Source organism: Vibrio sp. B1ASS3 (assembly GCF_905175355.1).
Taxonomy (GTDB): Bacteria; Pseudomonadota; Gammaproteobacteria; order Enterobacterales; family Vibrionaceae; genus Vibrio; species Vibrio owensii.
Map to the genome: position 1 here is coordinate 4,016,482 of NZ_HG992742.1, position 16,058 is coordinate 4,032,539.

Annotated in this window: 10 protein-coding genes and 3 pseudogenes; 6 read left to right on the forward strand and 7 right to left on the reverse strand. The window is 42.7% G+C overall.

Annotated features, from left to right (window positions below; all coding sequences use genetic code 11):
* Positions 1-4 precede the first annotated feature (4 nt).
* The 3 genes and pseudogenes from KJB05_RS18205 to KJB05_RS18215 all read right to left on the reverse strand — a co-directional run.
* A pseudogene (locus KJB05_RS18205) lies at positions 5-2,417 on the reverse strand (integrase).
* Positions 2,411-4,756: a hypothetical protein gene (locus KJB05_RS18210; protein WP_208445690.1), complete on the reverse strand. Its 2,346-nt coding sequence runs from the start codon at positions 4,754-4,756 to the stop codon at positions 2,411-2,413. Before KJB05_RS18210 ends, KJB05_RS18205 begins: the two are co-directional and overlap by 7 nt.
* 150 nt (positions 4,757-4,906) lie before the next feature.
* Positions 4,907-5,721 (reverse strand): annotated as a pseudogene (locus KJB05_RS18215) (YifB family Mg chelatase-like AAA ATPase); the annotation flags it as partial.
* Positions 5,722-5,790: 69 nt separating this feature from the next.
* On the opposite strand from KJB05_RS18215, the gene KJB05_RS18220 reads away from it, so the two are divergent.
* Positions 5,791-7,386 carry a recombinase family protein gene (locus KJB05_RS18220; protein WP_208445691.1) on the forward strand — a complete coding sequence of 532 codons (1,596 nt, stop codon included), beginning with the start codon at positions 5,791-5,793 and terminating at the stop codon, positions 7,384-7,386.
* Positions 7,387-7,578: 192 nt separating this feature from the next.
* On the opposite strand, the gene KJB05_RS18225 is transcribed toward KJB05_RS18220, so the two are convergent.
* Positions 7,579-7,968, reverse strand: a complete 390-nt coding sequence (locus KJB05_RS18225; protein ID WP_203538354.1) for a hypothetical protein — start codon at positions 7,966-7,968, stop codon at positions 7,579-7,581.
* Between the two features lie 260 nt (positions 7,969-8,228).
* Here KJB05_RS18225 and KJB05_RS18230 point away from each other — a divergent pair, with 260 nt between their 5' ends.
* Together KJB05_RS18230 and KJB05_RS18235 are read left to right on the forward strand one after the other, a co-directional pair.
* Positions 8,229-9,635 carry an IS66 family transposase gene (locus KJB05_RS18230; RefSeq protein WP_208446529.1) on the forward strand — a complete coding sequence of 469 codons (1,407 nt, stop codon included), beginning with the start codon at positions 8,229-8,231 and terminating at the stop codon, positions 9,633-9,635.
* Positions 9,636-9,682: 47 nt separating this feature from the next.
* Positions 9,683-9,859, forward strand: a pseudogene (locus KJB05_RS18235) (helix-turn-helix transcriptional regulator); the annotation flags it as partial.
* Between the two features lie 532 nt (positions 9,860-10,391).
* Here KJB05_RS18235 and KJB05_RS18240 read toward each other — a convergent pair.
* From KJB05_RS18240 to KJB05_RS18250, 3 genes are all read right to left on the reverse strand, one after another.
* A complete protein-coding gene (locus KJB05_RS18240; protein ID WP_208444975.1) occupies positions 10,392-11,192 on the reverse strand; it encodes a DUF4225 domain-containing protein in 801 nt (266 codons plus the stop codon).
* Positions 11,189-11,689: an Hcp family type VI secretion system effector gene (locus KJB05_RS18245; RefSeq protein WP_086368926.1), complete on the reverse strand. Its 501-nt coding sequence runs from the start codon at positions 11,687-11,689 to the stop codon at positions 11,189-11,191. Before KJB05_RS18245 ends, KJB05_RS18240 begins: the two co-directional genes overlap by 4 nt.
* A gap of 149 nt (positions 11,690-11,838) precedes the next feature.
* On the reverse strand, positions 11,839-12,408 hold the full coding sequence (locus KJB05_RS18250; protein ID WP_086368927.1) for a recombinase family protein: 570 nt from the start codon (positions 12,406-12,408) through the stop codon (positions 11,839-11,841).
* Between the two features lie 752 nt (positions 12,409-13,160).
* On the opposite strand from KJB05_RS18250, the gene ilvG reads away from it, so the two are divergent.
* From ilvG to ilvE, 3 genes are read left to right on the forward strand one after another with little or no spacing between them, the layout of a single operon-like run.
* Positions 13,161-14,807 (forward strand): acetolactate synthase 2 catalytic subunit, encoded by a 1,647-nt coding sequence (gene ilvG / locus KJB05_RS18255; RefSeq protein WP_005440785.1) that lies wholly within the window; start codon positions 13,161-13,163, stop codon positions 14,805-14,807.
* Positions 14,808-14,818: 11 nt separating this feature from the next.
* Positions 14,819-15,103, forward strand: a complete 285-nt coding sequence (ilvM, locus tag KJB05_RS18260; protein WP_005440786.1) for an acetolactate synthase 2 small subunit — start codon at positions 14,819-14,821, stop codon at positions 15,101-15,103.
* 12 nt (positions 15,104-15,115) lie between these two features.
* A complete protein-coding gene (gene ilvE, locus KJB05_RS18265) occupies positions 15,116-16,054 on the forward strand; it encodes a branched-chain-amino-acid transaminase (protein WP_009708024.1) in 939 nt (312 codons plus the stop codon).
* Positions 16,055-16,058 lie beyond the last annotated feature (4 nt).

The window sequence follows — 16,058 nt, forward strand, 5'->3', positions numbered from 1 at the left end:
ATCCTCAATCAAGGTCCTTGATTTTTAAAATTAGATTAAAGGTTTGAGTTGTATTTCCATCAGCATCTTCAATGGTAAAGAACTCTGGCTCAAGCGTGATTCGACCTTCGTCTAAAAGCTGAATAACCTCTGTTTCAATGTCCTGCTCTTTTTGAAGTTGGCTTATATGAGGGACGGTTAGATAAGACTCATCATCGTAATCTTCTGCTGCTTCACTCACTGACTCTATCGTGATGGGTGTTGAACTATCACCTGTCAGGCGTTCTGCAATGATTTTGCGAACCTCTTCGATTCCTTCTAGCTTTGCAAGTTCAGAAGTGGAATCGACCAAACCACGAACAATTACACTGGCTTTAGCTCCATTTAGTACCGCCCCAGTTTCTGACTCAGAGATATAGTGATATAGATGCTCCATGTCTGAATGTCCGAGCATCCAGCGAAGAGCATCCATTCCATCAAACCCTTTTGACCAAAAGAACGCCATAGCAAAGAAGCGTCTCAATTGGTGCTGACGGACATAATTACGGCGATACTCTCCGTTGTCGAACTCCACCAAGTCCGTTTCTAAGTAATCGCATAAAGAATCAAGGTGCGCATTATATGTTATGTGAGCAACCTGACTTAACTGCGAGTTTTTTGAATTGAGGTTGTTAAACAAAGATAACTTTCCTTTGCATAACCCCAACTCACTCGCTTTGATGTTAAATTGCTCCAGTTGCCAAATGAACCTTGCGATAGATAAGGGAATTGGTCTTTCTATTGTTGCGTTCACCCCTTTTGAACCAGTTTTTTTTTACCTTAAATATCAGGTTGTACTCTGTTTTTGCACCCGCTTCTGAAAAGGGATTTACATTAGGTGAAAGGTTGCCATGTGACTTCAACTTGATTAATTCATCTTGTCTTCGAGCCATGATTGCACCCACTAAAACTTGTATTGCGCCTTGCAGTACAGAGAACAAATCAAACAAGCTCTCATTAGCTCGAATCCGCTCAAAGCGACTTTCCACACTTTCTGCAAAGGCTTGAATCTGCTTTACCCCTTGTTTAAGGTATTCACTACTCAGACAGTTGATTGCCTCCGTTTGAAACCAGTAACCTCGCTCCGTACCAGACATCTCTCGATGCAACTCTTCATTCCAAGTTCGGGTGGATTCGTGTGGGCGGAGTTTGTTGGATTTTTTTGCCGCCGATTTACTTCTTGCTTTAGACAGCAGTGTTAATGTTTCATCCAGTAAAGTAACAGCGCCTTCCTCTATAGGTAGATGCTCTTTAGCAAACTCATAGCACTGACGAATTAAATTAAACACAAAGGTAGGCGGCAAGGTGCGGGTGCGTCCTGCTTTTTTTAAGCTAACTAACTGGCTAATGTGGCCTGAGCTGACACGCTCGGACAAGATTGAAGCGCTTGCCGCATCTCCACGCTCAAAATTGGTATGAATCAATCGAATCGCTTCAATGTATGTCGATATAGTCACTTGATTCGTGCCTATTGAAGCGTCTTTATTCTCAACCGCTCGATACTCTGAGTTTCGCCTTGGCGCTTTGAGATGAAGTTCTGCGTGGTTGGGGAGATTAATATCGTGATAAAGCATCTTACCTTTAAACAACAACTCACCCAGCACAGCACTGCTACCAGTGTATCTTATGTGTTCTCCACTGCGATAATAACCTTGCTCAAAAAGCCAAGCGCACGCCTTCTCTCTCTCTGCTAGAAATAAGTAACTTTCATCTTGCACAATGTCTTGGGTAACGTAGGGGAACTTCTCTTTAAACGCTTGTGCATCTATATCAGAAATGCTTTGAGACGCGTTATTAAGTAATACCTCGGTATGTTTATCAAACTCATACACACCTTGAAAACTTCCGTGCTCAGCGAATTTGGTCAAGATGTTCAGCCAAAAGTCATCATTCACATTCAGAAGGTGATATTTTGCTAGCTTCAATTCTTTCGAGTGCAGCAAGACCGCATTGATGAGAGTGATAACTCTGTTAACTTTATGATAAGCCGCTATTGGACTGATAACCTTTCCACCGTTTTCAAGTGGATTATCTGCTGCCGTAATCCAGTATTTAAAGCTGTTTAACAGCTTTTGGTGTTTTTTATCCGTGAGCTTCTTACCGTCATCTAAGTAAACCGTGTCCCAATGTATCGTTTTTGGGGTTTTGCCAAATTTTAGTACCCACTTGTTTTCAGGAAAGCTGGATTCTAACCATTCGGGCTGTCTGTCATCGTAACCGTAGATGCCAGTATGGATATTCGTGATGACATCTAATGCTCGATAGTCATCATTTGCTACTGAGAAATTGATAATATCTTCAAGAGTCTCGGCACTTAAACCATTTAGAACCGAATGGTCTTCCACGATGTTTTCAATGAGGTTAGCAATAGAGGAATTGTCGATAGCAACACTTAACATAGCAGCGCTCCCTTAATCGAGTCAGTATCTAGTGTGTTATTGGTTGCAATATCAAGCATTCCCATCAAATCATCATCCGCACTATGCTTGCCTGAACTCAGGGTGTCTAAAACAAACACCGCTGATTGATACCAGTGAGCAACAATATCTAAAAAAGATTCCTCATCATCACTACTCTCAACAACAAAGCGTATCGCCATCAACAACTGCAAAAGTGATGTCGATATAGTGTATGTTAACTGGTCAAACCCTAATGATTCTGAAACTTCACTGTCAGTAGTCGTCTGCTGAGTAAAACCATGATCGAGGTGCTCTGGAATGTTGCTTATGCCGTGATTACTCAAGAACTCCTCAATGTCTTGAGCGCTCATGTTCACAGCATCAAGTCGATGCACTGAATCTTTCATGGCTTCAAGTAAAATAGCGTTCTGGAACTGACGTATCCAACGTGCATTAAAGAAGTCCATTAACGGCTTAGGAAGGTAAGATGTCAGTAGGTTTGCATCCTTCTTTTCATGACCAAGCGCCTCGGCAACGGCATCCATTGAACGTGTTTCCAAATAAATTTGACAACCTCGGTGTCGTCTAATGGAACGTAACGAATGGATATCGGAGATGGCTTGGGCATCTTCCAAGGTTATGTCGCTGCTCTTATCAAAGAGCGTTTCATCTTGAAGCCAATCATAAAAATCATTTGCTGCATGAAGAGTTTGATTGAGATTGCTTGGACATAGCACACGGGTAGTAGTTGAAGTTAAAATCATCTTTCGCCAATTTACATTCCCTTTTTGCTTCAGGTATTCACGGCTCATGCGAGTATGGCGCATCAAGAACTCAACTATAGGTTTAGAAAACTCATTGAGCACTACTTCTTGCTGCGCACTGGTCGCTCCTTTGCGTGATTTATAACTAACAGCAATGTGTTGATTACCAACTTGCTTATAGCCTACCATATTGCCATTTACATCAAACAAATCCCATTTTGCTAACCAAGACGGTGTTATCAGAGGATGCTCTATCACAAGAAGCGTCAAAAGAACATTCAGTGTTGATTTGGTTGGTAAATTTAACTCTGTGTTGAGTTGGCGAGCATCACCGTCAAACCCCAAAAATGATAAATAGCCAGTGCCTTTTGCAGCGATGCCGTGTGCATAAAAGGTTGCTACTGTATTCTCTAACTTATCTTCACCGACAAAGTTTTTATATTGATAGTTGTTGCTATTGCTACTATCTAGAGGCTTGACAGAGCCAGTGCTCTGAAAGGCTATATTCCTATCCTCTCGATCTAAAAGCTCCAAAAATTTCAAGAGACACACATGCCTGACATGCGCCATGTCTCGGTCTACACGTTGCTGAATAATTGAAACAGCCTCTTCATCTTTAATTTTGAGTGGAATGTTAGCAAACCATCGAAGGTTTTCTGGCTGCGTAGCATTGCCGCCAATTGAAAAGGTGGGTGCTTCATCTTTTGGGTCTTTCCAGCCTGGAACGATGAATGGTTTGTGAGGCTCAGCAAAAACACCTGCGTTGATAAAGCAATCGGTATAATAGTTAATGGTATCTCGCCATTTAACGTGAAAATGCTTGGGGCAGTTCTGTGCAGCTTGGGAGCGCACAAATAGCACTTTAAACACCTTATGGAAAAGTAGCTGCACATGATTACGACTTAGAAGGGTTTCTATTGTTAGTCCGTCTCGGTCGTTATAAACCGTGGCGATGCCCACAAAGAGTGTTTTGAGTTCATTTAATGCACATTTCAAAGTTGATGATTTTTGTGTAAAAGCATAGTTTTTTAGAGCAAGATGAACCTTGTTGGTAAACGCCTCACCAAAATTAACATAAAGCGTATCCAGATGAGCCTCATGTTCTTTGCCTTCTTTTGATAACACCCGCCAACCATCAAGGTAGTCGGCTTTTGTTTTATCTATATTGATCTTTCGGAACTGAGCTAGACAGCTCGAAGCGTCTTCTGTGATTTTTAGAGTCGAAAGCTTTACTTCATCAAGAGTTAAATGTTTATCTTGCGCAATGTAGCAGAAAAGATTTTTGAGTCGATTACCAATCTCATATTTATGTTTGATAGTGATATCATCATAGTTATAAACAAAGCCAATGAGCGACTGGAAGTGTGCATTAAGTGAGCTTGAATCATTCAGTATTTCCAATGCACTGTAGTTACCTTGTTTAACCAAGTAGCAGTAAGCTGAATAAAGATTCAATGGTGCCTGAATATGACCGGAGGTGACTAAGGATTCAGCAGCAAGCGCTAGGTAGTTAGAGTATTCGACTGACAGTGCAGTTTTTAATAAAGAAAGCTTATTTAGTGTTTTTACATTCACAACCAAACCTCATAAATTGACAACTAACAGACACACTAATTGTCAGAGTGATTATTATCAATGTAAATAAAATGCACTAAAACCATTTAAATCATTGATACTCAAAAACTTGATATGATTTTGATAATTTACAGTCATTAGGATTAGAAGTATCTCATCGAGAAACAGTAACCCATTGTGCGCTAGAGAGATTTCACCCGGTCTCGGCACAGACCCACCACCAACTAAAGCCGCCATTGAGCTGGAATGATGCGGGGCGCGAAACGGCCGCGTCTTCCAGTTGTGTTCATTGATTTCACTTTGAGTCAGTGACGCCACAGAAGCCGTTTCCATTGCCTCTTCAACATTCATCTCAGGTAACAAATCGCATAATCGAGAAGCCAACATGGTTTTTCCCGTACCTGGCGGACCAAGAAACAGTAGATTGTGGTTGCCTGCTGCAGCGATCTCTACACGCGTTTGCCTTGCTGTTGGCCAATAATATCCTGCAAGTCTCGTCCGTGTGTTTTAGTCTCTTTTTTCTTCGGGGTTTGATACAAACTCAATTGATGCTGACCACAAAGTTCGGCACACACTTCCAGTAACGATTGAGCTGATTTATGCTGCTCTTTACCCACTAATGCCGCTTGATCACCATTGGCATGAGGCACTACTAAACGGCGCTGTTTTTTGTTCGCAGCCAACGCAGCGGGCAACACACCTTTTACAGCTCTTAGTCCGCCAGAAAGAGCTAATTCACCGACAAATTCGTAGTTTTTGAGCTTATCTGTCGCGATTTGTTCTGAAGCTGCCAAAATCCCTAATGCAATTGGCAGATCGAAGCGTCCACCTTCTTTGGGCAGATCCGCAGGTGCCAAATTTACCGTAATTCGCTTGGCAGGGAATTGAAAGTTGGAATTAACGATCGCACTGCGGACGCGATCTTTCGATTCTTTTACTGTCGTTTCCGGTAGACCCACTAGCGTAAGTGTTGGCATTATTCACCTTAAAATATAATATCAATCAAATTAAGAGATATAGAAAGATAAGTATTTATGAGCATTGCGTATTCTTACATCCGCTTTTCATCAGCACAGCAAGCGCAAGGGGATAGCTTGCGTAGGCAAACACAACTAGCCCAACGATACTGTGAAGAGAATAACCTGACGCTATCAGATACCAACTTTCAAGACTTAGGAGTGTCAGCTTTTCACTCAGATAATGTGAAGGAAGATAGTGGTCTAGGGCAGTTCTTAGAAGCCTTAGAGCAAGGAGCAATACCAGAAGGCTCTTATCTGTTGGTGGAAAGTCTAGATCGCTTGAGTAGGGCTAAAGTTCAAACAGCACTAATACAGATGCTTAGGATTACTCAGTTAGGGGTAAAAATTGTTACATTGATGGACAATCGACTCTATGACAAAGACTTAGACACCACCGACTTGATTATCTCTTTGACGATCATGGAGCGAGCACATAATGAGAGCAAGACAAAATCAGAACGTATCAAAGCTGCATGGACGAATAAAAGACAGAACCCCAACACAACGAATCGTCATAGTAGTACACCATTTTGGTTAACTTTGAACTCAGATAAACGCACATACACAATAAATGAAGAGTATGCGGAGCTTGTACGTAAGATCTACCAGTTATCAATTGATGGATGGGGAGTCATAAAAATAGTCCGATACCTAAATGAAAATGGCATTACTGCACCTAAGGGAGCGAGTTGGGCAACAACAACGGTCAACAGAATCTTAAATTCAAAAGCGGCTTTAGGTCACTATGAACCGACTCAAAACAGAAAATCACTGAATACACTGATTGAGGACTACTACCCTCCGATCATTGATGAAAAAACTTATTACCTCTCTCAACAACGTAAATTTGAACGCTCAAAACCAGAAGCAGCAGGAAGAAAAACAGAGTACCCAAATCCTCTAAATCAAATCGCTAAGTGCAAAAAATGCGGTTCATCAATGTACTACGAGAACAAAAGCCAGAGCTTAAAGTATCTGACTTGCAGAGAATTTAAGAAGAAGAATTGCACTAACAAACCAATAAGAATGGAGTTGATTTACCGATTCATTTACGAGGTGTTCAACAGCCCTATGTATCATCAACAACATGCTAAGTTAGTGGACAAGTCAAAGCAGAAAGATGTCAACAGACTTGCAGAGTTAGAAGGAAGATATGAGGCAGAGCGCAAAGCGTACGAGGAGCTTCTAGAGGCGTCTTCGTCTTTTAGTGACCCTATCATACTAAATGAGCTACAAAAGCGTTCTACGTCGATTATAGAGCTTTCCAAACAGGTAGAAAAGGCAAAAGCAAAGAAAGCTGTTGAACAAGCTAGAACAGCACACATAAACTTTGCGGAAGCCTTAAAATTAACAACTAAAGCATTATATTACCCCTTAAAGGGGGAAAGGATAGAGAAGTTATCCCCTGAAGAACTATTCAATACTAGGGTTAGACTCAACAGAATCTTAAAGCAAACCTTCAATAATCTATCAATCTTCCATTGTAATGAAAGTAAAAGAATAACAATAGAAACAGAAGTGACTGAGGATTACCCAATAGATTTGAGATACGAAACCAACCAGAAAGCTATCAAAGAATCAATGAAGAATAGGATCTGGTCAGTGTACTAACTCTTTCATTAACCCTTATAGGAAGGGCAGGGATAAGGAATATCCCTCACGAAGTGAGATAAGATCATTGATACAAAAGATAGACACTGAGAGAAGGGAGAATAGAAGATAACTTCACCTCACGAAGTGAGAATTATTCTCTAGAAAATGTCCATCTCTCAGTGAACTTAAATGCTCATTTACACTAGTTGATTAACTCCATAACCACCACACAACAAGAGCACCAACTGTTAGCGAAACTTGCAAAAGGGCTAAGTTTTGAACGGATAAGTACACGTACTTCCAGAACTCACTTTCTACGTTTTCAGGGTTCTTAGCCCCATAAATACGATCAGTAACCTGAACCAAGCAAAATACATAGTAGAGGGCTTGAGCAATACCAACACTACCTTGGCTCAACATCCAATCCCCTGAGCCATCATCCAACAACATAAAGGAAACTCTCTGCACAAACTTAAAGCCAATCACCATTAAGATGCACGCAGTGAAGAAAGCGACTAGCTTCCAACCTTTAGTTAATTGACTATCAAACCCTACTTTCAGAGATGGTGTATTAATCCCCTTTTTCAATTCACTTCTCATTCTTTAATCCTCATTTTCATTGTTGACTGCTTGCTCCGTCTGCGGAGCATTTTGGGGCACTCTAGCAACTAAAATTTGCTCTACAACCGGAGCAAAGAAAGTTGACTGAAAAATGACAATGATGAATATCGTTGGTTCGCAGATAAGAACATTAAGGGTAACTATTCACCCAGGAGCTATTGACAGCAAATTTATGTGACTGAGTTAACTTGATCCCACATTCAACTTGAGTGATCTTTTTGTGGTGGCAATCTGGAGGTATGAATAAGAAAACATTACCTCCACCGCCAGATTTCGATTCGCCTGAAGAGGCGAAAGATATCATCCACTTTTTATGGAATAAGTTGGCTGAGCTTGAAGATAGGCTAAACCAAAATAGTCGCAACTCTTCTGTGCCATCATCTCAACAACCCCTGCATAATAAAGCTAAAAATACTTCGCCGAATCGGAAGAAATCTGGAAAAAAGCAAGGAGCTCAACCAGGTCATAAAGGCAATCGCCGACTGCTTCATCCTATTGAAGAGAGCGCCTCGGTTGAGCAATATTTACCGAATAAGATATGCCACTGCGGTGGGTGTGTTATTCCAAATAGAAAACCTTATAAACGACACCAAATCTTTGACTTGCCAGATATCTCATACACGCTTGTTGAACATCAAATTTTTAAAGGCGAGTGCTCATGGTGTGGTGATAAGCATCAAGCGGAGCTTCCAGAGTCTGTGCCCGATGTTCAAATGGGGCCAAATCTACATAGCTTTATCGCAATCCAAGCGACGCAGCACCACCAAAGCATAGGTAAAATACAATCTATGCTGAAAGACGTCTTCCAGCTTAACTTCTCAACAGGTGCAATATCTGCGGCGCAAGGACGAGTCACTGAATACTTAGCTGATACTCATACTCAAATCCATGACACAGTAAAAGCATCTAAACTGATTATGGCTGATGAGACTTCACATCAGCGCAATAATGATAAACGCTGGATGTGGGCCGCACTCAGCAATAACGTAGCCTTTTTCCAAATTAACAGCGGAAGAAACCAACATGCTGCCAAACGACTACTTGGTGAAGCGGTTTCACACCTTTTAGTGACTGACCAATATTCTGCCTACAAATATATCGACGAATCTAAGCGCCAATTATGCTGGGCTCACATATTAAGGAACGTCATCGCTATCGAGGAAAGCGTTTGTCCTGAAAACCAAAAAATCGGAGACAAACTCGCTTTAATCGCTCATAGCGTATTCAGGTGTCATCACCGATATATCGAAGAAGAAATTACCGAAAGCCAATATTACCGCCGACTCAGGCGGTTACGAAAGAGCTGGCTTCATTGGCTCAAATTGGGTAGTTATCAATGCTCAAAACGATATCGAGGTAGATGTCGAAATCTCATCGCTGATGATGCTATGGTCTGGCGGTTTATGGACGACTCCGAGTGCCCGTTAACAAACAACGCAGCGGAGCGAGTTCTCCGTAATTACATACTGATGAGGAAGTGTTGTTACGTGACTCGCTCATATCGAGGCGACCAGTTCCGCGAACGAATGTTCTCGCTGATAGAAACAGCCAAACTTCAGCAGGTCTCTGCTTATAAATGGCTGCGTGAAATCGTCGAACATCACATGTTGAAAGTTGATTATCAGGCGCCAGTATTTTTAGCGTAAACCGTCGTCAATAGCTCATGGGTGAATAGTTACCATTAAGGAAGCAACAAAAACTAACTCAAGAAGAGCTATCTGCACGCTGTAATGTCATTGGTTTGGACATCAGCAGGGGAACCCTAGCAAAGATAGAAGCAGGTGTAAGACAGGTTCTAGACACAGAGGTAGTACAACTAGCTGTAGCCTTAAGAGTCAAAGAAGCCGATTTGTTTCCCGACCGTGGCTAACTCAAATAGGTCTAACTTCCATTACTGACAAATAAGAAAAGCCTTTCCCCCTTTCTGGGAATGTGTCCACTCACGGTAGACGAACGTAGAAAATGGTTAATTTTTACAATGGTACATGTATCACAATCTATAAGCACTTGAATTACAAAGATAAAAACATTTAACAAGGGTTGACAAGATCATCACTTAAATAGTTTTTTAATGTGTTTCCTTACAAATAACTCGACTGGTTCTAAACGATTAAATTGGGAGGGCGGTACGGTAAGTAGAGTTAGGAAGAAAAACAATAAAGCTACATTTTCAAAGCTTTCTGTGATAACGATGGTTTTTACATCAAATAGACTGCGCCAAATCAACGAAGGCTCATTTTTGAACGCTAAGCTGTAATGTGGCTCTCCAAATAAACCTAAGCACAGTAGATAAAACAAAAAGTACATTTGATTGAACTTAGGAGCGTACATGTACTGATTTGAGATTATGTGAGTGATTAGTAGACCAACCAAGCTAATCGAGACATATGTTACTATAGACATTAATCCTTATCCTTATCCTTATCTTCAACATAAGGTTCTATGGCGGTCATTGTAGTGTTTATGCCACCAATCACTTCGCTACCTAAAGCTGTCTTAGTCATTGCTTTTACGCCCTTCTCGTAATCTGTCTTGAAATACTTAAACAGCTGTAATTGCTTTGAGTCTGGCATATTTGACCATTGCTGAACCACCTTTCTACTGTTGACCAAACCGTAGGCACTAGTAGCAAGATCCGCTATAGCATACGCAGCATCACCGTCTCGTTCATCTAACCCTAGATTCTTAGCTCCAAACCTGTAGCCCTCTTTCAGTAGACCACTTACATTTTCAAAGTCACCTGTATAACGTCCTGTCCAGTTTTGATGTATGTTCCCTGCTATCTTGTATGAGTTTTCGTACAAGTTGTTAGCCCCATGTAATAGCATTGGTGCACCAACACCACCGCAAAACGACATACCAGTAAATGAAAAGATAGATTCAGCAGTACAAATACCATAACCAGTAGCTACTTGTCCCGCCCCTGCAAATACACCAAGACCATATAGGGCTAAATCAGCAGCTTGATCTTTCAGGCTTTGCCGTTCTTGCTTCACTAGTCGAACAACTTTATCACCAACGAGTATCCCATTCTCATAGTCATCAACTAAACACTTGCCTAAGAAAATGTACTCACGTTTAAAGTAGTACCGAACTAGAGGATCCTGTAAGTGTGTGATGCTGTAGCGATTTGCGGTATTCAATAACCCATCAACAGCTTTACGTACTTCATCACGTTCTAAGTCTCTTCTTGAAATGCTCATTCAAATTTCTCAGCTAGCTTTTTCAATGGTTCAAGCCAAGATGAATACGCAGCAGTATTAGCGCTGATATGTCTCCATTGAATATCTCGATAAGCGATAGTGACGATTTCCTGCATCTCTTTCTCATTGAAATCAGTAGAATGAGGCATATCCATTGAAATGGAGCGGATCATAGCTCCGGTTAACTTAATCTCATAAAACGCTTCTTGAGTACCTTTGTCTGTAGGGCGGTAATATGTGATTGTACAGTTAAGCTCTTGCCCATCAGTACAAGCTTGATTGAGCACTGGAGAGGATTTGTCTATTTTTTTAATGATTTCTATCGGTTGGTGAATTGCTCGATTGCTGTAACCTATCGTGTGACTACAAGCAAGGACTGTAATCTCATCCTCATGACCAGATTGGTAGCTATTACCCATCGAGTAAAAAGTATTACAGCCAGAGGTCAAACAACCTTGAGCAATGCTTTCGATTTTCATAAATGCTTGAGATGCCATGTTTTTCCTTTCAAAGTAAAAAGTGAATACAGGATCATCATACTTATTTTTTTACGCTCGTGTTTAGTCGTTATCCAATAGCGACAGGTTCACTATTAGAAAGCTCATTTTGAAGGTTATTATTCTCAGAATGCCTAATTGTTAAACAGCTATAGAACCTCTTTCCAGTGTCTTTTTACTGTGCTTAGACCAATCCCTAAAGCTCTAGCTGTATCGCTTTGCCCTAAGCCCTGAGCTTTGGCTAATTGGACTCTTCTGTTTGTTTCTGTTGCTGGTGGACGTCCTAGCTTCTTACCTTCTGCTTTTGCTCTCTCTAAGCCTTGGGCTGTACGCTCTCTTATTCTGTTTCTTTCAAACTCAGCAAAAGCCCCAAACATTTGAAGCATCAAACGCCCTTCTGAACTACTAAGGTCAGTAACAGGTAAATCAAGACAAACAAGCCTTACACCCATATCAGAGAACATCTGTACAGTTTGTTGTATGTCGATAGCATCACGCCCTAAACGGTCAAGCTTTAGAACAATAAGACAATCCCCCTCTTCTAGTCTGTCTACTAGTTTTGAAAACTCTGGCCTATCCATAGCCTTAACACTACCGCTAATCGTTTCTGATACAACTCTGTTTGTTTGTACTTCAAAACCTGCATTAGCAATAGCTAGAGTTTGGTTCTCTGTTGTTTGTTCAGTCGTACTAACACGACAATAAGCAAAACTTCTCATTCGTTTATCTTTAGTTGGTTCATAAAAGGGCAGCTCATATTTAATCATGGTCCATAAATGAATTTCAATACTTTATGGGCTGGTTTTTTATGGTTCATGAGTTAGGTCATAAAACGAATATTTAATGGACTAGATGTAAGCTAACCTCTTTTTTACATTGTATTTATTAAAAAGGTTAATATTGCCATTAACAGTAAAGCCCGGCATCCCATTACTGATGTGGACTTCCACACTTACCGACGGCGCTTGCACACCCACACTTGCTCGACTATGAATGATTGCCAGCCCCATAATTTCCTCAAATTTTTGTACGTTATATAACCAGATGTTTTCTATATGGATATGTTATATAGCCTGTCCAGATTGGTACTTAATGTGAAAAAAGAATGACTTTTTGCTTGTCATGCAGCAGATTTGTGTGTTACCACTAGTGACGCAAACATTTTCGTAGAACATTACACAATACTTATTAACGAAAACAGAACGACAGACAGATGAACTTATTCGCTCACATCAACTCACTGCTAGCCCTGATTATCGTGGTCATTATTGGCACCGCGCGGGGGATTGTGGGCGAAAGATAACCACAAATTACAAAAACCCCCGCACTGAGAAGTCCGGGGGTTTTTTTACAACTACAAGTTGTCATCTGTCTAACCCTTAGACAGCTTAACGGGAAGAATGGGAGTGCACATGAAGTGCAAAACACATGGCGATAGCTACGAGCCACAACGTAGCAAAGGAGGTTTACGATGACCGGTGCAGAACTAGTCGTAGCCGCTTTAAGACAGCAAGGCATCGAGACGGTGTTTGGGTATCCTGGTGGAGCCATCATGCCAATCTACGATGCGTTGTATGACGGAGGTGTTGAACACATCTTATGCCGTCATGAGCAAGGGGCTGCAATGGCCGCCATCGGGATGGCTCGAGCGACGCAAGACGTTGCCGTTTGTATGGCCACTTCCGGCCCAGGCGCCACCAACCTTGTTACTGGCCTTGCCGACGCCTTCCTCGATTCCGTTCCTCTAGTAGCCATCACAGGTCAGGTTGCTAGCTCTCATATCGGTACCGACGCGTTCCAAGAAATGGATGTGATCGGAATGTCTCTAGCCTGTACCAAACACAGTTACCTAGTGACTGAGATTGAAGACCTTGCCCCAACGCTGGCCGAAGCGTTCGAAGTAGCAAAAACAGGGCGTCCTGGTCCGGTGATTGTTGATATCGCCAAAGACGTTCAGCTTGCTCAAGCACCAACCGAATTACTGCCTCCTTTTGTTCCACCAGCTGCACCTTTAGTCACCGATGCTGATATCCAGCGCGCTCAAGAAGTGCTTGCCGCTTCAACTCGTCCAGTTTTATACGTCGGTGGTGGCGTACAGATTGCCAAAGCGACAGACTCAGTACGCGAGTTCCTACGTTTAAACCCAATGCCAGCGGTAAGCACACTAAAAGGTTTGGGCACCATTGAACGTCACGACCCGCACTACCTAGGTATGTTGGGCATGCATGGCACCAAAGCTGCAAACCTTGTGGTTCAAGAATGTGACCTTTTGATTGTGGTTGGGGCGCGTTTTGATGACCGCGTGACAGGTAAGCTCGACACGTTTGCGCCAAACGCGAAAGTCATTCATATCGACATCGATGCGGCTGAAATCCATAAGCTTCGCCACGCCAATGCACCTCTTCGTGGTGAGATCAGCAAGATTCTTCCTCAACTAGAGCTCACTCAAGATATCACTCCTTGGGTACATCACAGTGAAAGCCTGCGTAGCGGATTCAAATGGCGTTACGATCACCCGGGCGAGTTGATCTACGCTCCGCTGCTACTTAAACAGTTGTCAGACATGATGCCGGATAGCTCAATTGTCTCGACCGACGTAGGTCAGCATCAGATGTGGGCAGCACAACATATCCAACCACGCGATCCACAAAACTTCATCACTTCTGCTGGCCTTGGCACTATGGGCTTTGGCTTGCCAGCGGCGATGGGCGCTGCAGTCGCACGTCCTGATGATCAGTCTATCCTTATTACAGGTGACGGTTCATTTATGATGAACGTGCAGGAATTGGGCACGCTGAAGCGTCGTCAGATTCCAGTGAAGATTGTCCTTCTTAATAACCAACGTCTTGGCATGGTTCGCCAATGGCAGTCGCTGTTCTTTGACGGCCGCCACAGCGAAACCATTCTTGATGACAACCCAGACTTCGTGATGCTTGCCAAAGCGTTCGATATCCCGGGCAAAACCATCACCAAGAAAGAAGAAGTCGAACCGGCTCTCAAAGAGATGCTAGAAAGTAAGACTTCTTACATGCTTCACGTTTTAATCGACGAAGAAGAGAACGTGTGGCCACTTGTACCACCTGGTGCATCAAACAGTGATATGTTGGAAAACACTTAGGAGACAATCGCATGGACAGATATTTACTCGACATCAAAGCCGACGATAAACCGGTATTGTTGGAGCGCGTTCTTCGTGTGATTCGTCACCGAGGTTTTGTGATCAAACAAGTCGCGGCTACCCAAAACCACGAAAGCAAAGTAGCCAGCGTAGAGATCATCGTCGACAGCGATCGACCTATCTCGTTTTTGGTCAATCAAATTGAGAAGTTGTGGGACATTCGCACCGTTGAGGTACTTAAGATCCGCAACGATGAACTCCCAAATCACAACTTACAACAACACGTGAGTGCATAAGGAAGGCAATAAATGGCAACGAAAACTGCAGATTTCATTTGGTTTAATGGCGAGATGGTTCCGTGGGCAGAGGCGAACGTTCACGTTCTGACTCACGCGATGCACTACGGCACCTCTGTATTTGAAGGCGTACGCTGCTACAACACGCCAAAAGGACCAATTGTCTTCCGTCACCGTGAGCATGCACAACGTTTAAAAGACTCTGCCAAGATTTACCGCTTCCCGATTCCATACACAGTGGAAGAAATCATGGAAGCAACACGCGAAACACTGCGCCAGAACAAGCTCGACAGCGCTTACATTCGTCCATTGGGTTTTGTCGGTAATGTGGGCTTGGGCGTGTGCCCACCGGTTGGTACTGAGATGGACCTGATCATTGCCGCATTCCCTTGGGGCTCTTACCTCGGTGAAGAAGCGCTAGAAGCTGGTGTTGATGCCATGATCTCGAGCTGGAATCGAGCTGCGCCTAACACCATCCCAACTGCAGCTAAAGCAGGCGGTAACTACCTATCTTCACTGCTCGTTGGTGGTGAGGCTCGTCGTCACGGCTATGACGAAGGTATCGCACTGAGCGTAGATGGTTACCTATCGGAAGGTGCCGGTGAAAACATCTTTGTTATCAAAGACGGCGTGATCACGACACCACCAGCAACCAGTGCGATTCTGCCGGGCATCACTCGTGATTCGATCATGACTATTGCACGCGATAAAGGTTATGAAGTGCGTGAAGCCAACATTGCACGTGAAGCGCTTTACCTTGCCGATGAAGTCTTTATGACAGGTACCGCAGCTGAAGTTGTACCAGTAGCAACTATCGACAAAATTGAAGTGGGCACCGGTAAACGCGGCCCAATCACTAAAGAACTACAAGCGGCCTACTTTGGCCTATTTAACGGCACCACGGAAGATAAGTGGGGCTGGTTAGACTATGTGTACCCAGAACAGAAGTAAGAAG